This window comes from Streptomyces sp. NPDC104313, assembly GCF_055583985.1.
Genome location: NZ_JBVJMW010000010.1, coordinates 138,633 through 161,142, shown reverse-complemented (window position 1 = coordinate 161,142; position 22,510 = coordinate 138,633). Strand labels below are relative to the sequence as shown.

The following is a 22,510-nucleotide window of genomic DNA, read 5'->3' as shown; positions in this document are numbered from 1 at the left end:
AGACACCATGGGAAGCCTCGACGGGCGCGTCGCGATCGTCACCGGCGCCGGGCGCGGACTCGGGCGGGAACACGCCCTGCTGCTCGCCGCCGAGGGCGCCAGGATCGTCGTCAACGACCCGGGCGTCGGAGGCGACGGACTCGGCGCGGACGAGAGTCCGGCGCACCAGGTCGTCGCCGAGATCCGGGCCGCGGGTGGCGAGGCGGTCGCCGACACGGGCAGGGCCGACGACTTCGACGCGGCCGGAGCACTGGTCGACCGCGCCGTCTCCGCCTTCGGCGGACTTCACATCCTGGTCAACAACGCCGGCATCACCCGGGACGCCACCGTCGTGAAGATGACCGAGGCCGCGTGGGACTCGGTCGTCTCGGTCCACCTCAAGGGGCACTTCGCGACGCTGCACCACGCCGCCGCCCACTGGCGGGCGGAGGTGAAGGCCGGTCGTGTCGTCCGCGCGTCGGTGATCAACACGTCTTCGGGATCCGGCCTGCGCGGCAATCCAGGACAGCTCAACTACGCCGCCGCCAAGGCCGGTATCGCCGCGATGACCGTCGTCGCCGCGCGGGAACTGGAGCGGTACGGCGTACGCGTCAACGCGATCGCCCCCGTCGCCCGCACCCGCATGACCCTCGACACGCCGGGGCTCACCGAGAAACTCGCGGCGCGCGTCGGCGAGTTCGACGCCTGGGACCCCGCCAACGTCTCCCCGCTGGTTGCCTGGCTGGCCGCCGGGGAGTGTCAGGTCAGCGGCCAGATGCTGATGATCCGCGGCGGGCGGATCGACGTGTACGAGGGCTGGACCGTCCGCGAGACGCACCAGAACGAGGGTCGCTGGACCCGCGAGGCCCTCGACACCGCCCTCGCCGGTCTTCCCTCCTCCCCTCCCCCGCTTGTCCCCTCCGTCTGACCCCTTGCTCCTGAAAGGCCGCCATGTACACCACGCACATCGGTAGTTCCACCGCCGACTCGATCGATATCTACGGCTACGACCTGTGCTCCGAGATCATCGGCCACGCCAACCTGGCCGACCTCGTCTTCCTCGGCGCACGCGGCCGGCTGCCCGCCGAGAACGAGTCCAGGATGCTCAACGCCCTCATGGTCGGCATCGCCGAACACGGTTTCACGCCCAGCTCCCTCGCCGCCCGTCTCACCTGGCTCGGCGCCCCCGAAGCCACCCAGGCCGCCGTCGCGGCCGGCCTGCTCGGCGCGGGCAGCGTGTACCTCGGCGCCATGGAGCTGACCGCGCGGACCCTCCAGGACGCTCTGGCCGCCGCTCCCGAGGGGCAGGACGCCGAGAAGACCGCGGCCACTGTCCTCGAGGCGTACGAGAAGAGCGGTGAGAGGGTTCCGGGCTTCGGCCACCCCACCCACCGACCCCGCGACCCGCGTACGGCCCGCTTCTTCGAGCTGGCGGAGGAGTGCGGCATGCTCGGGCGGCACGGTCTGCTGCTTCAGGCGGTGCACGCCGGGATGGAGCGCCGTCGGGGCAGGATGATCACCCTCAACGGGGCGGGTACCTTCGGCGCGGTCCTCTCCGACCTGGGGTTCGTCTGGCAGCAGGTCCGTACGGTCGTGGTGGCCGCTCGCGCCGTCGGCCTGGTGGGTCACATCGCCGAGGAGGCCGCGCGCGGCACCGCCGACAGCACCGCCCAGGCGCTCTACCGACACGTCGAGCACCACACCGACTACCGGCCGCAGCGCTGAACCGGACGACGACCATGGTCGCTCTCGCCGACAGACTGGCCCGCTGGGCGCACGCGCACCGGCCGGACGCCGAGGATCTCGCCCTCGCCGACCGCTCGCTGCGGGACACGCTCGCCGTCACCCTGGCCGCCCGTGATCACGAGGTGGCCGGCCTGGCCACACCGCTTCCCGACGCGGCCCGCTGGGCGGCGGTCGGTCACGTCCTCGACTTCGACGACGTACAGATCGAGTCCACCAGCCATGTCAGCGTGGTCGTCGTCGCGGCGGCCCTCGCGACCGGTGGTGCCGCACGCGCCTATCTGGCCGGAGCCGGTGTGATGACGCGGCTCGGCACGGTTCTCGGCTGGCCGCACTACGCGGCCGGCTGGCACGCCACCTGTACGCAGGGGGCGCCGGCGGCCGCCGTCGCCGCCGGGGTCGCTCTCGGCCTCTCCCCCGAGCAGCTGGCGACGGCCATGGCGCTGGCCCTGCCGGCGGCGGGTGGTGTCCAGGCGGCGTTCGGCACGCACGCCAAGTCCCTGCAGGTCGGCTTCGCGGCCGAGGCGGGGGTACGGGCGGCCCGTCTGGCCCTGGCCGGGGCGAGCGCCGAGCCTCGCGCCCTGGACGCCTGGCTGGAGCTGGTCGGCGGGGCGGGCGGCGAGGTCGACACGAGTGGCCCGGCGGTCCCCGGTGGTCTCGCGGTCAAGCTCCACCCCTGCTGCTACGCCATGCAGCGTCCCATCGCCGCCCTGCGCGCGCTCGGGGAGCGGCACGGGCATGTCGATCACGTCGGCATCGAGCGGATCGTCGTCACGACACCGGAGGCGTCCATGCGGCCCTTGATCCACGACCGGCCGCGGACCGGCCTGGAGGGCAAGTTCAGCATGCCGTACGCCGTCGCCGCGACGCTGCTCGACCGCTTCCCGGACTTCACCTCGTTCACGGACGAGGCCGTCGGGCGACCGGAGGCCCGGCGCCTGGTCGACATGACGGAGACCGTTCGTGTCCCCGGCGGGGACGGGCTGCTGTCGGGGGCGGTCGACATCCGCCTGGAGCTCGGCGACGGCAGGCAGCTGCACACGAGCCTCGCACAGCCGCCCGGCTCGCCCCTGCGGCCCCCCGGGGCCGCCGACCTGGCGAGCAAGTTCGCCGCGTGCGGCACCGACGTACCGGGGCTGCTGGGCGGTCTGACCTGGTCGTCCGCTCGCGAGCTGTTGGCAGCCGCCCATCCGCGCAACACCCAAACCCTAGACAGCGGGGTTAGCAATGATTAACTTATTGCCTGGTCGCAGTCGACTGAACCGGCATCATCGACGCGTTTCCGCACGGCAACTGAGATCACTGAAGTTACCGACGATTCACACATGCGCGATCCGCCCCAGCCCGTCGCGAGCCACGCCCGCGCAGCGCTCCTTCACCGCGAAACCTGCGAAACCCGCGAAACCCGCCAGGAGATCTCGTGACCCACGTTCGGCCGAAGAACATGCCGCCGTCCCTCGACATCCCGAAGGCCGGTGCCGACGCCCTGCTGGCCGGCGCCGCCCGCGCGTACCCGGACCGCGTCGCCCTGCTCGACGGTGAGGAGTCGCTGACCTTCGCCGAGCTCCACTCGGCCGCCCGCCGGGTCGCGGGCGGACTGCGTGAGCGGGGTCTCGTCCCGGGGGACGCGGTCGCGCTGCACATGCCCAACACGTACTGGTACATCGTGGCGTACTACGGCGCGCTCTGCGCCGGCCTCCCGGTGGCGCCGATCAACCCGGCCCAGCCGGTCGGCGCACTGCGCGACCAGCTCGCCGGCTGCGGCGCCAAGGCGGTCTTCACCCACCCGGCCAACGCGGTCGCGCTGGTCGAGGCGGCGCCGGAGGCGATCACCCTGACCGTCCACGTGCCGGGAACGGCCGCCGGACCGGCTCCCGACGACGCCGTCCTGCCCGAGGGATCGCTCCCGCTGGCCGACCTGCTGCTCGCCGGCCCGCTGGAGGACTACAGCGTCGACCCCGAGCTCGTGGCGCACCTCCAGCTGACCGGTGGCACCACCGGCTTGACCAAGGCCGTACGTGTCCTGCACCGCAACCTCGTCGCCAACGTCCTGCAGACCAGCTGCTGGCGCGCCGCGTCGCTGCCCTTCATCGACGAGGAAGGCGGCATCCGGGTCGAGCGCATCGACGACCCGGCGCCGAGGACCGTCGTTCCCGGTGAAGGCTTCAACATCGCCATCGCCCCGCTCTTCCACGGCCTCGGCCTGGTCAGCCACAACGCCAACACCCTGCTCGGAGCCACCTCGGTCATCACCGGTGGCCGCTTCGACGCCGATCAGTTCATCCGCGACATCGAGCACTACGGCGTGACCCATCTGTCCGGCTCCCCCGCCATGTACTACGGGATGCTGCGCAGCCCCGAGCTCGACAAGCGGAACGTCTCCTCCGTACGCATGATCACGTCGGGCGCGGCACCGATCGACACGACCGCCCTGCGCAAGCTGCGGGACGTCTTCTCCCAGGCCAGTGTCACCGAGGGCTACGGGCTGAGCGAGGCGACCATGGGCCTGACCATGTCGCCTCCCGGCGCGGATATCGAAACGCCGATCGGCAGTGTGGGAGTCACCATCGCCAACACCGAGGTCGCGATCCGGGCCGAGGACGGTGTCACCGTGCTGCCCCAGGGCACGACCGGTGAGATCTGGGCGCGCGGGCCCCAGATCACCGACGGCTACCAGGACGAACCGGAGCTGACGGCCGAGCAGTTCGTCGACGGCTGGCTCCGTACCGGCGACATGGGCCGCTTCGACGAGAACGGCTTCCTGTTCCTGGTGGGCCGAGCCAAGGACATGCTCATCTACAAGGGCTACAACGTCTACCCGCAGCCGCTGGAGGAGCTTCTCTGCTCTCATCCGGCGATCGCCCAGGCATCGGTGGTCGGCCGGGCGCATCCGGAACTCGGTGAGATCCCGGTCGGGTTCGTGGTCCTGCGCCCGGGCGCCGAGGCCGAGGCGGCGCGGGGAGGGGAGTTCCTGGTCGAGGTGATGGGGCACGTCGCCGCGCAGGTCGCGCCGTACCAGAAGGTCCGTGAGCTGCACGTGGTGGACAGCCTGCCGCTGACCCCGACCGGAAAGATCCTCAAGTCCCGGCTGCGGCAGCGGCTCCGGGACGAGCTCGCCTGATTCCCCTGCCGCCGTCCCTCCCGCCTGTCCGAGATGAGGAAACACCCGTGGAAGCCGAAGAGTTCAAGGCAGTCCTGGAAGCGGTCCGCCGCTTCGTGCGCGAGGACGTCGTCCCGCGCGAGCGCGAGATCGAGAGCAACGACGAGGTTCCGGCGGAGATCCGGCGCAAGGCCGTCGACATGGGCCTGTTCGGCTACACGCTCCCGGAGGAGTACGGGGGTATGAACGCCACCGTCGAGGAGGACGCCCGGCTCTGCTTCGAATTCGGTTACACCAGTCTCGCGTTCCGGTCGATGTTCGGAACGAACATCGGCATCGCCGGGCAGGTGCTGGTCAACTACGGCTCGCGGGAGCAGCGGGAGACGTGGCTGCCGCGCCTGGCCGAGGGGGCCGTGGCCTCCTTCGCGCTGACCGAGGCCGAGGCGGGTTCCGACCCCTCGGGCATGACCACACGCGCTGTGGACACCGGCGACGGCTCGTACGAGATCTCCGGCGCGAAGAGATTCATCACCAATGCCGCCGTCGCGGACGTGTTCATGGTCTTCGCCCGGACCGACGAGGGCGCGAAGGGGACGGACGGGATCTCCTGCCTTCTCGTCGAGCAGGGCTCTCCGGGCCTGACCGTGGGCCCCAAGGACGCCAAGACCGGTCAGGCCGGCGCCTGGACCTCCGAGGTCTTCTTCGACAAGGTGCGCGCCCCGCACTCGGCCGTTGTCGGCGGCATGGCCGGCCGGGGCTTCAGCGCCGCGATGCGTTCCCTCGCCAAGGGACGGGTGCATGTGGCCGCGCTCTGCGTCGGACAGGCCACCCGCGCGCTGGAGGAATCGGTCGCGTACGCCCGGGAGAGCAAGCAGGGCGGCGAGCCCATCGGGCGCTTCCAGCTCGTGCAGGCGTTGCTCGCCGAGAGCCGCGCCGAACTGGACGCGGCGCGGGCGCTGGTCCTGGACGTCGCCCGCAGGTACGACACGGGCGAGGACACCAAGATCGGCCCGTCGACGGCCAAGCTCTTCGCCAGCGAGATGGCCGGCCGGGTGGCCGACCGGGCCGTACAGGTTCACGGCGGCATGGGCTACATGCGCGAGGCGACGGTCGAGCGAATCTCGCGCGACGTCCGCGTCATGCGGATCTACGAAGGCACCAGCGAGATCCAGAAGCTCATCATCGGCCGCGCTCTGCTCCGCGGCTGATCGGACTTCCACCCTATTGGCACCGACCGGACGAGGACATATCAGCATGACCACCGCACCGGAACCGAACTGGGACGACCGGACCGACCACGTCAACGCGACCCGTGGCCTGATCGACCGGCTCGAGCCCTGCGTCATCCGCAACGCCGAGGGCCGCGTCGTCTGGGACAACGACCGCTGGGACTTCCTGACCAAGGACGACTGCCCCGCGTCGGTCGACCCCAGCCTGTGGCGCCAGGCCGGACACAACACCGCGCAGGGCCTCTTCGAGGTCGCGCCCGGCTTCTACCAGATACGCGGACTCGACGTTTCCAACATGACGATCGTCGAGGGCGAGACGGGCGTCGTGGTGATCGACCCGCTTGTCTCCAAGGAGTGCGCGGCCGCCGGTCTGGAGCTGTACCGCCGCAACCGGGGCAGCCGTCCGGTCAAGGCCGTCGTCTACACACACAGCCACGGCGACCACTTCGGCGGCGCGCTGGGGGTGACGACGGCCGAGGCGGTCACAGCGGGCGAGGTCGCGATCGTCGCACCCGAGGGGTTCATGGAGCACGCGGTCAGCGAGAACGTCTTCGCCGGCCCCGCGATGCGTCGACGCGCCGTCTACATGTACGGAAAGTCCCTGCCGCCCGGCCCGGAGGGCACCGTCGGTTTCGGCATCGCGCAGGGCCTGTCGACCGGCACCATCGGGCTTGTCCCGCCGACCGTCACGGTCACGGAGACCGGTCAGGAGCTGGTCCTCGACGGGATCCGGTTCGTCTTCCAGCTCGCCCCGGACTCCGAGGCACCGTCGGAGATGAACTTCTACTTCCCCGACCACAAGCTGCTGCTCATCGCCGAGATGGTCAACCACACGCTGCACAACACCCTCACCCCGCGGGGCGCGCTGGTGCGCGACGCCCGCGCCTGGGCCGCGTACATCACCGAGTGCGTGCGGCTCTTCCACGACACCGAGATCCTCATCGGCTCGCACAACTGGCCCACCTGGGGCCATGAGGAGGTCCTGGAGATCCTGACCCAGCAACGCGACGCGTACGCCTACCTCCACGATCAGACGGTACGGCTGATGAACCGCGGGCTGACCGGCCCGGAGATCGCCGAGGAGATCCAGTCGTTCCCCGGCGAGGTGGGAGCGGCCTGGCACATCCGCGGCTACTACGGTTCGCTGAGCCTCAACGTCAAGGCGGTGTACCAGCGTTACATGGGCTGGTTCGACGGCAACCCGGCCCATCTGTGGCAGCACCCACCCGTCCAGCAGGCCATCCGCTACGTCGAGTTCATGGGCGGCACGGACGCCGTCGTCGCCAAGGCGCGGGAGTCGTACGAGCAGGGCGATCTGCGCTGGGTGGCGGAGGTGCTCAACCACGTCCTCTTCGCCGAGCCCTCGCACACCGAGGCGCGTGAACTCCAGGCGCGGACGTTCGAAGCACTGGGATTCGCGCAGGAGAACGGTGTCTGGCGCAACTTCTACCTCACCGGCGCCCAGGAGCTGCGGGCCGGTGCCGACGGCCCGGCCGGCAGCGAACCGCACCACCAGAGCCTCGACATGCTCGCCGGTCTGGGCACAGGGCAGATCTTCCAGTCCATGGCGGTCCGGCTGGACGGCCCGCGCGCCGCCGCGCACCGGTTGCTGCTGCGCTGGGAGTTCCCGGACACCGACGAGGTGTGGACGCTGCTCGTCGGCAACGGAGTCCTCACCCCCATACGGGGCGACGCGCCGGGCGGTCAGGCGCCGCAGCTCACCCTCCGCCTGGATCGGGCCTTCCTGAATCTGATCCTGGCGAAGAAGACGACGTTCGCCGACGGCATCGGCACGGGCGCGGTGTCCACCGAGGGCGACGCGAGCGTGCTCACCAGGCTGTACGGCCTGCTGGAGGAACCGCCGCCGCACTTCCCGATCGCCCTTCCCTGAGCCCTTTCCCCGCACCCCGCCCGGACCAAGACCTCAACGAGGAGCCGCACATGACCGAGATCGTGGAACACACCTCCCTCTTCATCGGAGGGCGATGGATCGAGCCCGCGGGCACCGGGACCATCGAGGTGGTCTCGCCGGTGACCGAGCAGGTCGTCGGTCGTGTCCCGCACGCCACCCCGAAGGACGTGGACAGGGCTGTGGCCGCCGCCCGCGAGGCGTTCGACCACGGTCCGTGGCCGCGCAGGACGCTCGCCGAGCGGATCGAGGTCGTCACCCGGATCAAGGACGCCCTCGCCACCCGCCACCAGGAGCTCGCCGAGCTGGTCACCCTGCAGAACGGCTCCCCGATGCTGTTCTCGGTGCGCGGCCAGGCCCTCTCCGCTGTCGGCGTCTTCGGGGTGGCGATCGCCGCCGCGGAGCAGCTGGTGGAGGAGACCGAGCGGCGGGGCACCGGCGGTCCGGTGCTCGTACGCCGGGAGCCGGTCGGTGTCGTCGCCGCGATCACCCCCTGGAACGTTCCTCAGCTGACCATCGCGGGCAAGCTCGCTCCGGCGCTGCTCGCCGGCTGCTCCGTCATCCTCAAGCCGTCGCCCGAGACCCCGCTCGACGCCAACTGGCTGGCCGACGTCTGCGCGGAGGCCGGACTGCCGGAGGGTGTGCTCAGCGTGCTGCCCGCCGATCGTGAGACGGGTGCCTACCTGGTGGCACACCCCGGCATCGACAAGGTCGCGTTCACCGGTTCGGTCGGCGCGGGCAAGGCCATCATGGCGGCGGCTGCCCAGAACCTGACCCGGGTCTCGCTGGAGCTCGGCGGCAAGTCCGCCGCGATCCTGCTCGAAGACGCCGATCTCGGGGTCGCCGTGCCCGCGATCGTCGGCGGCACGTGCGCCGCCAACAGCGGGCAGGCGTGCGTGGCGCTCACCCGGGTCCTGGTACCCGCCTCCCGCTACGACGAGGTGGCCTCCGTTCTGACGGCCGCGTTCGCCGCACTCAAGGTCGGCGACCCGTCGGACCCCTCGACCGTGGTCGGCCCGATGGTGACGCGCAACCAGCGGGAGCGGAATCTCGACTACATCCGGATCGGCCAGGAGGAGGGCGCGAAGCTCCTCACCGGCGGCGGAGTACCCACGGGCATGGTCACCGGCTGGTACGTCGAGCCGACCCTGTTCGGCGAAGTCACCAACGACATGCGGATCGCCCGCGAGGAGATCTTCGGGCCGGTCGTCTGTCTGATCCGGTACGAGGGCGTGGACGACGCCGTGCGGATCGCCAACGACTCCGACTTCGGTCTCTCGGGTGCCGTGATCGGCGCCGACACCGAGCGCGCCACCGACATCGCTCGCCGGATCCGCACCGGCACGATCACCGTCAACGGCTTCCGCCTCGACCTCGCCGCGCCCTTCGGCGGCTACAAGAACTCGGGCATCGGCAGGGAGTTCGGCCCCGAGGGCCTGTCCGCCTACTTCGAGTACAAGACCGTCAACCTTCCCAGCCCCAGCCCCGCCTCGGCCTGACTTTTCGTCCCACGCCACAAGGAGCACCATCATGCACGCAGCGATACTCCGGGCGACCGGCGACGCGACGCTGGACGTCACGACCGTCGAGTCCGTCTCCTTCGGCCCCGGCCGGGTCCGTGTCAAGATGCACAAGGCGGGCCTGTGCCACTCCGATCTCTCCGCGATGAACGGCGTGCTGACGCACCCTGCGCCGTTCGTCCCCGGTCACGAGGGTGCCGGTGAGGTCGTCGAGGTCGGCGAGGGCGTGACACACGTCAAGCCCGGCGACCGCGTCATCGTCTGCTGGATGCCGCCCTGCGACCGGTGCCCCTCCTGCAAGGCGGGCGACGGCCACCTGTGCCGCAGCGGCTACGGCAACCTCGCGAACCCGAACTTCCAGGAAGAGGGGAGGATCCTTCCCGGCATGCTCGGCGCCGGCACCTTCGCCGAGGAGACGGTGATCGCGGCATACGCGGCGATCCCGATCCCCGACGACGTCCCGTACGACATCGCCGCCCTCGTCGGCTGCGGAGTGACCACCGGCATCGGCGCCGCGCTCAACACGGCCGAGGTGCGCCCGGGTTCCTCGGTCGTCGTCATCGGTCTCGGTGGCGTCGGGGTCAGCATCCTCCAGGGGGCCAAGGTCGCGGGCGCCGCGCAGATCATCGCGGTGGACCCGACGGCGAGCCGCCGGGAGTCGGCGCTGAAGTTCGGTGCGACCGAGGCCGTCGCCCCGGAGGAGCTGACCGAGGTGACCCAGCGCGTCACGGGCGGCTTCGGCTTCGACTACGCCTTCGAGGCCGTCGGCAAGGCGGGCACCCTGCGCGCCGCGTACGACGCCACGCGTCTGGGCGGCACCGTCTGCCTGGTCGGCGCCGGCTCCCGTACGGACATGACCGACCTCAGCATGGCCGAGCTGGTCCTCAACGAGAAGAAGGTCCTCCCCTCCTTCTACGGCGGTGACGACATCCGCCGCACATACGCGCGGATCTTCGACCTGTGGCGGGCCGGCCGCATCGACCTGGAATCGATGATCACCCACCACGTACCGCTGACGGACGTCAACGAGGCGATCCGCCAGATGCACACCGGAGAGGCTCTGCGCACGATCATCGACATCGCCTGAGCCACCGGCTCCTGTCGCTCCCTCCGTATCCCTCCACCGCAAGAAGGGGTGCCCCGCCATGCGCCGCACCGTGTTCTCCGAGGACCACGAGGACTTCCGCTCGACCATCCGGGATTTCATCGTCGAGGAGGTCGTCCCGCACTACGCCGACTGGGAGCAGGACGGGCACGTACCCCGTGGCCTGTACCGCAGGCTCGGCGAGCTCGGGGTCTTCGGCATCCAGGTCCCCGAAGAACACGGCGGCGCGGGGGTCACCGACTTCCGGTACCAGGCGGTGATCCGCGAGGAGTGCGCGCACGCCGGCGTCGGATTCGGCGCCGACGTCGTGCACACCGCCCTCGTCCTGCCCTACCTGCTGGAGTTCGCCAGCGACGAGCAGAAGCGGCGATGGCTGCCCGGCTTCCTCTCCGGCGAGATGATGACCGCCATCGCCATGACGGAGCCGGGCACCGGATCGGACCTGGCCGGGATCCGTACCTCCGCGAGGCTCTCGGACGACGGCACCCACTACGTCCTCAACGGTGCCAAGACGTTCATCACGGGCGGCGCCCGGGCCGACCTCGTGCTCGTCGTCTGCCGGACCTCCCCTGACGACTCCGCCAACCGGCGCGCCGGTCTGTCCATCCTGTGCGTGGACACCGCTTCGGCGGGCTTCTCGGTCGGCCGCAAGCTGGACAAGATCGGTCTGCGGGCCCAGGACACGGCGGAGTTGTCCTTCGCCGATGTCCGGGTCCCGGTCGAGGACCTCCTCGGAGAGGAGGGCGCGGCGTTCGCCTACCTCACCCACAACCTCGTGGTGGAGCGGCTGGGCGCGGCCCTCACCGGCAGCGCGACCGCCTTCGCGGCGATCCGCTTCGCCCAGGATTACGTTCGGGAGCGGCAGGTCTTCGGCAAGCCGGTGGCCGCGTTCCAGAACACCAAGTTCGTCCTGGCCGAGTGCGCCGCCGAGGCCGAGGCGGCACGGGCGATGAGCGACCGGGCCCTTGAACTGCACGCGACGGGCGAACTCAGCCCCGCCGACGCGGCGAAGGCCAAACTGTTCTGCACCGAGACCGCGGGTCGGATCATCGACAAGTGCCTTCAACTGCACGGCGGTTACGGCTACATGCTCGAATACCCGATCGCGCGCCTGTACGCCGACACCCGGGTCAGCCGGATCTACGCCGGGACGAGCGAGGTCATGAAATCCATCATCGCCAAGGACCTCGGGCTCTAGAAACCCCCCGCAAGAAGGAGAAACCCCATGCGCGACGCAGTGATCGTCGACGCGGTGCGCACCGCCGTCGGCAAGCGCAACGGCTCACTGGCGCGGCTTCACTCGGCCTCGCTCTCGGCCCACGTCCTGAACGCGCTGGTCGAGCGTACCGGTCTCGACCCGGCCCTCGTGGACGACGTGATCTGGGGGTGCACCGGCGCCGTCGGCATGCAGACCGGATGCGTCGGGCGGGCCGCGGTGCTCGCGGCCGGCTGGCCCGAGTCCGTGCCGGGCGTGACCGTCGACCGGCAGTGCGGCTCCTCGCAGCAGGCCGTCCACCAGGCCGCCGCCGGTGTCATCTCGGGTCAGTACGACGTGGCTGTCGCCGGTGGCGTGGAGATCATGAGCGCCATCCCGCTGGGCACGACCAGGCTCGACGGCCGCTTCGGCGAGCCGATGGGCCCGGACGTGTGGGCCCGGTACGGCGGACTCCGCTTCCATCAGGGCATGGGCGCCCGGATGATCGCCGACGAGTACGGCATCACCCGTACCGAGATGGACCAGCACGGCCTGGACTCGCACACCCGCGCGGTCCTCGCCATGGACGAGGGCCGGTTCAAGGACCAGATCGCGCCGATCGACGTGACCGACGAGGACGGCACCGGCCGTGTCTTCGACACCGACGAGGGGGTGCGCCGCGGCTCCACCCCGGAGACGCTCGCCGCCCTGAAGCCGGCGTTCGACGACGGCGGCCCGATCACCGCGGGAAACGCCTCCCAGGTCTCCGACGGCACCGGCGCCCTGCTGGTCACGACCGGCGAGTTCGCCCGGTCCCAGGGCTGGACGCCGATGGCCCGTATTCACACGGCGGTCCTCGCGGGCACGGACCCGGTCACGATGCTGGGGGGCCCCGTCCCCGCGACGGCCAAGGCGCTGAGGAGGTCCGGTCTGTCGCTCGACGACATCGGCGTGTACGAGATCAACGAGGCGTTCGCCTCGGTGACGCTCGCCTGGCTGAAGGAGACCGGCGCCGACTACGGGCGGATGAACCCCAACGGCGGTGCGATGGCCCTCGGCCACCCCATCGGCGGATCGGGCGCGCGCATCATGACCACGCTGGTCCATCACATGCGGGACAACGGAATCCGCTACGGCCTGCAGTCCATGTGCGAGGGCGGCGGCATGGCCAACGCCACGATCCTCGAACTGCTCTGAGCGCGGAGGCCTCTCGATGCCGATCACCACACCGTCGGACACCGACACCCACACGGACACCGGCCTCGGCCTCTCGGAGTTCCTGGCTCTCAAGCACGTCGAACCCGATGTGTTCCAGGGCTGGTGCCACGCCGGTCTGCCGCTGCGCGCCTTCGGCGGCCAGGTGGCGGCCCAGGCACTGGCGGCGGCCGGCCGTACCGTCCCCGACGGACGACGGGTGCATTCACTGCACGGCTACTTCCTGCGCGGCGGCCGGACCGTCCGGCCGATCACGTACCAGGTGGACCGGCTGCGCGAGGGGGGTTCGTACTGCGCGCGCCAGGTGTCGGCCGTACAGGACGGCCGGCTCGTCTTCACGCTCTCCGCGTCCTTCAAGGCCGAGGAGCAGGCGTACGACCGGCAGCCGCTGATGCCGACCGTGCCCTCGCCGGACACTCTGCCCGACCTCTTCGACCTGTGGGCTGCGTCGGATCCGGAGGACTTCGGCCGGCAGGAGTACCGCGACGCCCTGGAGATGCGGCGCGTCCCCTCGGAGCCGGGGGACACGGCCGAGGGAGCGACCGAACAGAAGCTCTGGATCCGGGCTTCGGGTCAGCTGGCCGACGACCCGCTGGTGCATGACTGCTCCCTCGCGTACGCCTCCGACCTCTTCCTCGCGCCGACCGCGGCCCTTGCCGTGGAACGCCCGCGCCCCCTGCGCGGCGAACCGTCGAAGGTCTATCTCACCTCTCTCGACCACGCCCTGTGGTTCCATCGGCCCTTCCGTGCGGACGAGTGGATGCTCTTCGCCCAGCGCAGCCCCTCCTCGGTCGACGGCCGGGCGCTGGCCTTCGCCGATGTGTGGAGCCAGGACGGCCGGCTGATCGCCAGCGTTGTCCAGGAGGCGGTGCTCCGCCCGCTCCGTGAGCCTCGCGACCGCGCTCTCTGATCCGGGATAGCCGGGTGGCGGCTGAGGGCCCCGTCCGGCTTGGGTTCAAGCGGTCGACGGGGCCCTCAGCCGCTACCCGGCGTGGATCAGACCCTGGCGCCGTCGACGACCAGGCACTGGCCGGAGACGTAGTCGGAGTCCTGGGTGCAGAACATGTGGACAGCGCCGGCCGCCTCCTTGGGCGTGCCCGGACGACCCAGCGGGATGATCTTGCCAGCCATGGCGGCCTTCTCCGGGTTGAGGCCCACCTTGATCTGCCGACCGTCGATCTCCAGGGTGGCGTTGTCGGCGGCGGTGACCTCGGTCATGCGGGTCAGGATGAAGCCGAACGCGACGGCGTTGACATTGACCTTGTAGCGGCCCCACTCCTTGGCGAGGGTCTTGGTCATGCCGATCATTCCGGCCTTGGCGGCCGCGTAGTTGACCTGGCCCGGGTTGCCGTAGAAGCCCGACGTGGAGGAGACGTTGACGACCTTGCGGTGGTAGTCGGTCGGGTTGGCCCTGATGTACGGCTGAGCCGCGCGCAGGATCCGGAAGGATGCCTTGAGGTGAACGTCGAGGATCGTGTCCCACTGTTCGTCCGTCATCTTCTGGATGACACCGTCCCAGGTGTAGCCCGCGTTGTTGACGATGATGTCCAGGCCGCCGAAGGTCTCGGTCGCGGTGCTCACGAACCGCTCGGCGAAGCCGTCCTCGACGACGGAGCCGACACAGGCGACGGCCTTCCCGCCCGCGGCGATGATGTCCGCGACGGTCTCCTCCGCGGGCTCCTTGTCCGAATCGTTGATGACGACGCTCGCGCCCTCGGAGGCGAGCTTGCGTGCGACCTCACGGCCGATGCCTCGACCGGAGCCGGAGACGAGGGCGACCTTGCCGTCCAGAGTTCCCATGATGTGTTCCTTCGGATGTGGTGTGTTCAGGGCAGGTTGGTGGTGGTTTCGTCCCGGGGCCGGTCGCGGGGTGCGCGCTTGAGCGCCTTCCGGCTGCGGAGAGGGGCAACGCCTCGGTGAACTCCACGCCGCGAGGGGCCTTGTGACCCGCTCGGCGGTCCGGACCCGGTCCCCGAACCCAGTGGTCACCCGGTCGCGTTGGTCGCGCGGGGCGAGGTGCGGGGACAGGTGGGCCGCACGGGTCCCTCCCGGGAGACGTGGGTCGGCGGCCGGTCAGACGCGAGGGACGAGGGCGTCGATGGCGACCCTGTCGAGACCGACTTCCCCGAGCACCTCGCGGGTGTGGGAACCGATCACCGGCGCGGGCCTCGGGGCGGCGGCGGGGGTCCCCCGGAAGCGCGGGGCGGGCGCGGGCTGGAGCAGGCCGTTCTCGGTGACGTACGTTCCGCGGTCGACGTTGTGCGGGTGGTGGGCGGCCTCGGTCAGGCCGTACACGGGGGTGACGCAGGACTCGGTGCCGTCGAAGGCTTCGGTCCACTCCTCGCGCGGGCGGCCCGCGAAGACCTCTTCCAGGCGCAGGCACATGGCGGGCCAGGCCTCCTTGTCGTGCTGCTTCGCGAACAGCGGGTCGTGGGCGAGTCCGAGGACCCGCAGCAGGACGGCGTAGAACTGCGGCTCGACGCTGCCGACGGCCATGTGGCGTCCGTCTGACGTGCGGTACGTGCGGTAGAAGGGCGCGGCGCCGTCGAAGAGGTTGGAGGCACGCCGGTCGGTCCAGCGGCCGACGGCGAGCAGTCCGTGGATCAGGGAGAGCTGGATCGCCGTGCCGTCGGTCATCGCCGCGTCGACGACCTGGCCCTGGCCGGTGCGCTGGGCGTGGAGGAGTGCGGTGGTGATGCCGAGGGCGAGGAGCATGCCGCCGCCGCCCATGTCTCCGACAAGGTTCAACGGCACGGGCGGGTTGTCGTCGGCGCCGCCGATCGCGCCGAGGGCGCCGGCGACGGCGATGTAGTTGATGTCGTGGCCGGGGGCCTGGGCGAGGGGTCCGTCCTGACCCCAGCCGGTCACCCGGCCGTACACGAGCTTGGGGTTGCGTGCCGAGCAGATATCGGGGCCGAGGCCGAGGCGTTCGGTGACGCCGGGGCGGAACCCCTCGATGAGGGCGTCCGCGGTGTCGACGATCCTGCGTACGGCTTCGACGCTCGCCGGGTCCTTCAGATCGAGGGTGACCGAGCGGCGGTTGCGGTGCAGGACCGGGTGCTTGGAGGTGGTGCCGGCCTCGGCGGGGCGGTCGACGCGGATGACGTCGGCGCCCTGGTCGGCGAGGAGCATGCCGGCGAAGGGGCCCGGGCCGATGCCGCCGAGCTCGATGACACGGAGGCCCGCGAGCGGGCCTGCTGCGGTGGGGGATGCGGCGGTCACGTGTTTCGACCTTTCTTCGCGAAACGGCATGGGGGTGAGCCGGCCGCTCCCGGAGCGGATGCGGGGCGGCCGGCGGTTCGAGGGGACGGAGACCTACAGGCCCAGGTCCTTGGCGATGATCGTCTTCATGACCTCGCTGGTGCCGCCGTAGATGCGCGAGACGCGCGTGTCGGCGTAGAGACGGGCAATCGGGTACTCCAGCATGTATCCGTAACCGCCGTGCAGCTGGAGGCACTTGTCGATGACGCGGGCGGCGACCTCGGTGCAGAACAGTTTGATCTTCGCCGCGTCGGCCGACGACAGCTCGTGCCGGTCGTCGAGCTCGATGCCCTTGTCGACCAGGGCCTGGGCCGCCTCGACCTCGGCGGCACACTCGGCGAGTACGAACTTGGTGTTCTGGAAGGCGGCCACCGGCTTTCCGAAGACCTGCCGCTGCCGCACGTAGTCGGTGGCGAATCGGATGGCCGCGGTCGCGGTGGCGACGCCGCCGACACCGATCGAGAGACGCTCACGGGCCAGGTTCTGCCCCAGGTACGAGAACCCCCTGTCGATCTCGCCGAGCACGTTCTCCACCGGCACCTTGACGTCCGTGAAGGACAGCTCCGAGGTGTCGCTGGCCCGCAGGCCGAGTTTCCCCAGCTTGCGCCCGTACCCGAAGCCCTCGCTGTCGGTCGGGACGACGAGGAGCGTCAGACCGAAGCGGCGGTCCTGCTCCGTGGGCGGCGAGGTGCGGGCGACGACCACGCACAGCTCGGAGTTGAGGGCGCCGGTGATGAACGTCTTGGCGCCGTTGAGAACGTAGTGCGTGCCGTCCTTGGACCGTTCCGCCTTGGTGCGGATCCCCGCGAGGTCGGAGCCGGTGCCGGGCTCGGTCATCGCGATGCACAGGCAGATGTCGCCGGAGGCGATGCCCGGCAGCCAGCGTTTCTTCTGCTCCTCGTCGGCGATGTTGAGCAGATACGGCAGGACGATGCCGGTGGTCACCGTGTAGTGGCCGAAGGAGACGGCGGCACGGGCCACCTCCTCGGCGATCACGGTCTGGTACTTGTAGCTGGTCTCCCCCGGGCCGCCGTACTCCTCGGGGATGCCGAAGCCCATCACACCGAGGTCGCCGAGCTTGCGGTAGAGCTCGCGCGGGACGCGGTTGTCCTCCTCCCACTGCTCGTAGTGGGGGGAGACCTCCTTGGCGATGAAGTCCCGGACGACGGACCGGAACGCCTCGTGGTCCTCGTCGTAGACGGTGCGCTTCATGATGCGGTGCTCCTTCTGTGCGGCCGGTCCCGAGGGATCAGCGGGATCCGCCGTCGACGGTGACGACCTGGGCGGAGATGTAGTTGGCCTCCTGCGTGCAGAGCAGGTAGATCGCGCCCGCCGCCTCGGTGGGCGTGCCGGGCCGGCCGAAGGGGTTGGTACGGGAGACGGCGGCGGCGATCCGGGGGCTGACGCCGACCTTGATCCGGCGGCCCTCGATCTCGACGAACGCCTCGTCCTCGGCGGTGGCCTCGGTCATCCGGGTCAGGATGAAGCCATAGGCGACGGCGTTGACGTTGACCTTGTAGCGGCCCCACTCCTTGGCCATCGTCTTGGTCAGGCCGATGACGCCGGCCTTGGCGGCGGAGTAGTTCGCCTGGCCGGGGTTGCCGTACTGGCCGGAGACCGAGGAGACGTTGACGACCTTGCGGTGGTAGTCGGTCGGGGTGGCCCTGATGTACGGCTGGGCCGCGCGCAGGATGCGGAAAGGGGCCTTGAGGTGGACGTCGAGGATGGCGTCCCATTGCTCGTCGGTCATCTTCTGGATGACGGTGTCCCAGGTGTAGCCGGCGTTGTTGACGATGATGTCGAGGCCGCCGAACGCGTCGATGGCCGTGTTCACGAAGCGGTCCGCGAAGCCGTCCTCGACGACCGAGCCGACGCAGGCGACAGCCTTGCCGCCGGCGGCGAGAATGTCCGCCACGGTCTCCTGTGCCGGCTCCTTGTCCAGGTCGTTGATGACGACACCGGCGCCTTCACCAGCGAGCTTGAGCGCGACCTCACGGCCGATGCCACGGCCGGAGCCGGAGACGAGGGCGACCTTGCCGTCCAGGGTTCCCATGATGTGCTACGTCCTTACTGTGTACATCAGTTGGCGGTGACGACGGCGGACCCCCGCAGGGTCACCGTGCCGTCGGGAAGCGAGACCGTGAGGTCGAGGTGGGCCAGGCCGTCCTCGACACGCGTGACGCGGCCGGCGCAGACGGGCGTCGCGTTCACGGGGGTGATCGCTGAGAACCGCACGGCGAAGGTGCGTATGCGGTCCTGCGGCACCCAGTCGGTCATGAGCCGGCCCAGGTAGGCCATGGAGAGCATGCCGTGGGCGAAGACATCGGGGATGCCGACGGCCTCGCAGGCGTCGATGTCGATGTGGACCGGGTTGTGGTCTCCCGAGGCACCCGCGTACAGCGCGAGCGCGGTCCTGGTGACCTCGGGGGCCTGGATGGTGAGCGAGTCGCCGGGGTTGAGCGTGGAGGTGGTCACTTGCCCGCCTTCGGGTCGCGCACGACGGTCGTGCTGGTGAGCGTGGCGATGGGCTCGCCGTCACGGGTCACATGGGTGGCGCGCACGATGAACTCAAGGGCGCCGCCCTTCTTCACGTACACGTCCCTGACCTCGGTCCAGAAGGTCAGCGTGTCTCCGGCGTAGGCCAGGGCGTGGTAGGTGAACTCCTGGCCGCCGTGCAGGACGGTACGGATATCGATGCCCAGGTCGGTAAGGAACCGGCCGCGCTGCGGGTGGTCCATCTCCAGGCAGAAGAGGAAGGTCGGCGGGACCGGCAGGTCGCGGTGTCCGGCGGCCTTGGCGGCCTCCAGGTCCGTGTAGACCGGCTCGGTCTGGCCGGTGGCCCGGGCGAAGAACCGCAGACGGCCGCGCTCGGCCAGGGTCTCGAACTCAGGTGTGCGGCTGCCGATGACGGCAGGGTCGACGGCCATGGGTCAGCCCACCTTCTCGAAGAGCGTGACGACGCCGGCGGTGCCGAGGCCGAGGTTGTGCTGGAGGCCGAGCGTGGCGCCTTCGACCTGGCGGGCCCGGGCCTCGCCGCGCAGCTGCCAGGTGATCTCGGCGGTCTGCGCGAGCCCGGTGGCGCCGAGCGGGTGGCCCTTGGACAGCAGGCCGCCCGAGGGGTTGGTGACGACCCGGCCGCCGTAGGTGTTGTCGCCGTCGAGGATGAACTCCTCGGCGCCGCCCTCGGCGCACAGGCCCAGCCCCTCGTAGGTGAGGACCTCGTTGACGGTGAAGCAGTCGTGCAGCTCGACGACCTTGATGTCGCGCGGGTCGACGCCGGCCTTCTCGTACACCTCGCGCGCGGCGGCGCGGGTGACGTCTGTGCCGACGAGCGACATCGCGCTCCTCTTGTCGAAGAGGTCGGCCGCGTCGGACTGGAGCGTCTGCGCGGCGATGGCGACCTTCGAAGTGAGGCCGTTGCGGGCCGCGAACTCCTCGGAGCAGACGATGGCCGCGGCGGCGCCGCAGGTGGGCGGGCAGCACTGCAGTCGCGTCAGCGGCCCGGCGATCCGGGGCGCGCCGAGGACGTCGTCCAGCGTGATCGGATCGCGGAAGACGGCGTACGGGTTGTTGGCCGCGTGCGTCCGGGCCTTCACCGAGACCTTGGCGAAGGTCTCCGCCGCCATCCCGTACTTCTCCATGTACTCGACGCCGGCCGCGGCGAAGTACTGAGGGGTCACGGGAAGGTCCGGGTCGACGTCGTAGACGTCCCCCAGGCCGGCGATGAAGTCGGTCAGGGGCAGGGGCCGGTCCTGCCACTTCGCGCCGAGGGCGCCCGGCGGCATCTGCTCGAAGCCGAGGGCGAGCGCGCACTCGGCGGCTCCGCTCTCGACTGCCTGACGGGCCAGCCACAGCGCGGAGGAACCCGACGCGCAGTTGTTGTTCACGTTGATCACCGGCACGCGGGTCTTGCCGAAGCGGTAGACCACGCGCTGGCCGCAGGTGGAGTCGCCGTAGACGTACCCGGCGTACACCTGCTGGATCTTGCTGTACGGCAGTCCCGCGTCCGCGAGCACCGCCTGTACCGCGCCCGCGCCCATCTCGTCGTACGTCTTGGCGGCACTGGGTTTGGCGAACGGAACCATCCCCACTCCGGCCACCAGCACTCTGCGGCTCATGAATCCTCCAGCTCCTCGGTTAGCGCTCCTTCACTTTTCTCTGCGTTGCGCCTGCTGTCAAGGAGTGCCGGACAAGAAACGGCGCCACTCGACGTCCGGCTATGTGATGTTGCGCTCACCACGAACACGCCCGCCGTACGGGAGCTTCCGTACGGCGGGCGAAGGGCCGCGAGGCCGGGTCAGGCGGCGGCCAGTCGGGCCGCGTCCCGGTCCGGGTGGCTGAGGAGGAGGGCGACGGTCGCGCCGATGATCATCGTCACGCCGAGGACCAGGAAGCCGTCGCCGTACCCGGCGGCGACGGAGTCCCCGGAGGCGACCAGACGGCCGATCACGATCGGGGCGATGACACCGCCGAGGCTGTAGACGCCGGTGACGATGCCGAACACGACGCCTCGCTGCTTCGCCGGTACGACGTCGGCGAGACCGGCGAAGGCAACGCCGTATCCCGCGGAATTGAGGCACGAGCCGAGGACCAGGAGCACCATCTGCGGCGCGCCCCGGTCCAGCGCCGAGAAGCCGACGGTGCATACGCCGGAGGCGAGGACCAGCGCGGCGGGCAGGATGCCTCGCGCCACGCGGTTGGCGACCCCACGCTTGGTCAGGGCTCGCGAGACCACACCGACGACGATCACCGCGACGGCGCTGCCGAGGTAGGGAAGGACGACGAGGTCGCCCGCCGTCTTCGCGTCATAGCCGAGCCCCTCCCGGAGGTAGAGCGGGAGCCAACTGACCTTCACCGAGGTGTTGGCGTACGCGACGAAGAAGAGCAGCATCATGCCGATGAGCGTGCCGGTACGGAAAAGCCGCCCCAGCGGCACTCGGTCGGGCAGCGTCACGGTGACCTCCGCCGCTCCGTGACCGGCCGACGCGGCCTCCGGCCCGGATTCGCCGGCGAGCAGCCACACGAGCGCGACGACGGCCCCGAAGGCCGCGAGGACCCCGAACGCCATGTGCCATGAGTATTCGGCGATCACCCATGTGAGCACGGGCGCCGCGACGAGCGGGCCGATACCCGCCCCCGCGACGACGATCGAGCTCGGTACGGCCCGCTTGTGGGCGGGGAACCAGGAGTGGGCCACCTGCATCGCCAGGGCCGTCGTCGGCCCCTCGGCGAAACCGAGCAGCACGCGGCAGGCGATGATCATGGTGAAGCTCGCCTGCGCCGCCAGCGGGGCGAGACTGAGCGCCCACACGGCGGCGATACCGGCCAGCAGCCACCGCGCCTTGACCTTGCCTCCGAGCCATCCCCCGAGAACGGATCCGACGGCGAAGAGCCAGAAGAAGCTGCTCTGGATGACTCCGAACCGGGCGTCGTCGAGTCCGAGGTCCCTCTTGATGTCCACCCCGGCGAGCCCCACGACGACCTTGTCGGCGTAGTTGACGAGCATCAGGCAGACCAGCAGGGCGAGAACCACCCACGCCTTCCTGCTGATGGCGGCCGGCGAGCCGGTCACCTCCCCGACGGGAACGGAACCGGACTGGGCATGCTGATCAACGGCCATGCGGGGGCCTCCTTGCGACGTTGCCTGGACAGCCCGTGAAGTGAAACACCACTAACCTGACCAAACAAGGGGTAGGTCGTTTCGCTCGATAACGATCAGATTCCTGACTATGGGTTACCAGTCATTAACTTGACCTATCCCGTCATGCACACGGAAGCCTCGCCCCGTCTTCCGTCCGAGCGTGCCCGCGGCCACCGTGCGACGCAGTAGCGGCGGCGGGGGCACACAGGGGCTCTCCGACTCCTCGTACATCGACTCCGCGATGGCCCGCGCGGTGCCGAGCCCGATGAGGTCGAGCCGTCGCAGCGGACCCATGGGGTGGGCGCGGCCGAGGACCATCCCGTTGTCGCTGTCGATGTCGCTGTCGCTGTCGCTGCTGCTGTCGATGTCGCTGTCGTCGTCGGAGGCGACACCGGACTCCAGGATGCGCACGGCGGGATGCGGCACCGGCGGGCCGGAGTGGGGGGTCTCCCTCGAGGTCGCGCAGCACGCCGCGTACGCGACCACGGCGATCGGTCCTGCCACGCCCTGAGCTCCGGCGACGCGTTCACTCACACGACGCACCGGGCCCTCTACCTCTGCCCGTCCTTCCGGCCGCCTCCCCTGACCGGTGGCCAGGGGGCCTGCTTTCCTC

19 protein-coding genes and 1 pseudogene are annotated in these 22,510 nt (G+C 70.3%); 11 read left to right on the top strand and 9 right to left on the bottom strand.

The genetic code is table 11. From position 1 onward, the window contains the following. The first annotated feature begins 7 nt into the window (after positions 1-7). From ACZ60Q_RS23670 to ACZ60Q_RS23620, 11 genes are all read left to right on the top strand, one after another. Positions 8-907 carry an SDR family oxidoreductase gene (locus tag ACZ60Q_RS23670; protein WP_469637997.1) on the top strand — a complete coding sequence of 300 codons (900 nt, stop codon included), beginning with the start codon at positions 8-10 and terminating at the stop codon, positions 905-907. A 23-nt stretch (positions 908-930) separates the two neighbouring features. Beyond that, positions 931-1,704: a citryl-CoA lyase gene (locus tag ACZ60Q_RS23665; protein ID WP_469637994.1), complete on the top strand. Its 774-nt coding sequence runs from the start codon at positions 931-933 to the stop codon at positions 1,702-1,704. Between the two features lie 14 nt (positions 1,705-1,718). Continuing rightward, positions 1,719-2,957, top strand: a complete 1,239-nt coding sequence (locus tag ACZ60Q_RS23660; protein ID WP_469637991.1) for an MmgE/PrpD family protein — start codon at positions 1,719-1,721, stop codon at positions 2,955-2,957. Positions 2,958-3,142: 185 nt separating this feature from the next. Next, a complete protein-coding gene (locus ACZ60Q_RS23655; RefSeq protein ID WP_469637989.1) occupies positions 3,143-4,843 on the top strand; it encodes a class I adenylate-forming enzyme family protein in 1,701 nt (566 codons plus the stop codon). A gap of 47 nt (positions 4,844-4,890) precedes the next feature. Next, positions 4,891-6,030 (top strand): acyl-CoA dehydrogenase family protein, encoded by a 1,140-nt coding sequence (locus tag ACZ60Q_RS23650; RefSeq protein WP_469637986.1) that lies wholly within the window; start codon positions 4,891-4,893, stop codon positions 6,028-6,030. Positions 6,031-6,076: 46 nt separating this feature from the next. Continuing rightward, complete coding sequence (locus ACZ60Q_RS23645) at positions 6,077-7,942, top strand: alkyl/aryl-sulfatase (RefSeq protein ID WP_469637983.1); 1,866 nt, start codon at positions 6,077-6,079, stop codon at positions 7,940-7,942. 50 nt (positions 7,943-7,992) lie between these two features. Further along, entirely contained in the window at positions 7,993-9,459 is a 1,467-nt protein-coding gene (locus tag ACZ60Q_RS23640) for an aldehyde dehydrogenase (protein ID WP_469637980.1), read from the top strand. Between the two features lie 31 nt (positions 9,460-9,490). Then, positions 9,491-10,567, top strand: coding sequence for an alcohol dehydrogenase catalytic domain-containing protein (locus ACZ60Q_RS23635; protein WP_469637978.1), 1,077 nt, complete (start codon positions 9,491-9,493; stop codon positions 10,565-10,567). A 58-nt stretch (positions 10,568-10,625) separates the two neighbouring features. Beyond that, positions 10,626-11,783: an acyl-CoA dehydrogenase family protein gene (locus tag ACZ60Q_RS23630; RefSeq protein WP_469637975.1), complete on the top strand. Its 1,158-nt coding sequence runs from the start codon at positions 10,626-10,628 to the stop codon at positions 11,781-11,783. Positions 11,784-11,810: 27 nt separating this feature from the next. Continuing rightward, on the top strand, positions 11,811-12,977 hold the full coding sequence (locus ACZ60Q_RS23625) for a thiolase family protein (RefSeq protein WP_469637972.1): 1,167 nt from the start codon (positions 11,811-11,813) through the stop codon (positions 12,975-12,977). 16 nt (positions 12,978-12,993) lie between these two features. After that, positions 12,994-13,905: an acyl-CoA thioesterase gene (locus ACZ60Q_RS23620; protein WP_469637969.1), complete on the top strand. Its 912-nt coding sequence runs from the start codon at positions 12,994-12,996 to the stop codon at positions 13,903-13,905. An 86-nt stretch (positions 13,906-13,991) separates the two neighbouring features. Here ACZ60Q_RS23620 and ACZ60Q_RS23615 read toward each other — a convergent pair whose 3' ends face one another. The 9 genes and pseudogenes from ACZ60Q_RS23615 to ACZ60Q_RS23575 all read right to left on the bottom strand — a co-directional run. Further along, positions 13,992-14,795 carry an SDR family NAD(P)-dependent oxidoreductase gene (locus ACZ60Q_RS23615; RefSeq protein ID WP_469637966.1) on the bottom strand — a complete coding sequence of 268 codons (804 nt, stop codon included), beginning with the start codon at positions 14,793-14,795 and terminating at the stop codon, positions 13,992-13,994. A 273-nt stretch (positions 14,796-15,068) separates the two neighbouring features. Continuing rightward, complete coding sequence (locus ACZ60Q_RS23610; protein WP_469637963.1) at positions 15,069-16,217, bottom strand: CaiB/BaiF CoA transferase family protein; 1,149 nt, start codon at positions 16,215-16,217, stop codon at positions 15,069-15,071. Positions 16,218-16,310: 93 nt separating this feature from the next. After that, the gene (locus tag ACZ60Q_RS23605; RefSeq protein WP_469637960.1) at positions 16,311-17,468 is read right to left on the bottom strand and encodes an acyl-CoA dehydrogenase family protein; all 1,158 of its coding nucleotides are present in this window, start codon (positions 17,466-17,468) and stop codon (positions 16,311-16,313) included. A 37-nt stretch (positions 17,469-17,505) separates the two neighbouring features. Then, positions 17,506-18,309, bottom strand: coding sequence for an SDR family NAD(P)-dependent oxidoreductase (locus ACZ60Q_RS23600; protein WP_469637957.1), 804 nt, complete (start codon positions 18,307-18,309; stop codon positions 17,506-17,508). A gap of 26 nt (positions 18,310-18,335) precedes the next feature. Then, positions 18,336-18,731: a MaoC/PaaZ C-terminal domain-containing protein gene (locus tag ACZ60Q_RS23595; RefSeq protein WP_469637954.1), complete on the bottom strand. Its 396-nt coding sequence runs from the start codon at positions 18,729-18,731 to the stop codon at positions 18,336-18,338. Then, positions 18,728-19,183: a MaoC family dehydratase N-terminal domain-containing protein gene (locus ACZ60Q_RS23590; RefSeq protein WP_469637951.1), complete on the bottom strand. Its 456-nt coding sequence runs from the start codon at positions 19,181-19,183 to the stop codon at positions 18,728-18,730. The genes ACZ60Q_RS23595 and ACZ60Q_RS23590 overlap by 4 nt, the downstream gene beginning before the upstream one ends. 3 nt (positions 19,184-19,186) lie before the next feature. Then, a complete protein-coding gene (locus ACZ60Q_RS23585) occupies positions 19,187-20,374 on the bottom strand; it encodes a lipid-transfer protein (protein WP_469637948.1) in 1,188 nt (395 codons plus the stop codon). 179 nt (positions 20,375-20,553) lie between these two features. Beyond that, the gene (locus tag ACZ60Q_RS23580) at positions 20,554-21,876 is read right to left on the bottom strand and encodes an MFS transporter (RefSeq protein ID WP_469637945.1); all 1,323 of its coding nucleotides are present in this window, start codon (positions 21,874-21,876) and stop codon (positions 20,554-20,556) included. Positions 21,877-21,990: 114 nt separating this feature from the next. After that, positions 21,991-22,311: pseudogene (locus ACZ60Q_RS23575) on the bottom strand (3-hydroxyacyl-CoA dehydrogenase family protein); the annotation flags it as partial. Between the last annotated feature and the right edge of the window lie 199 nt (positions 22,312-22,510).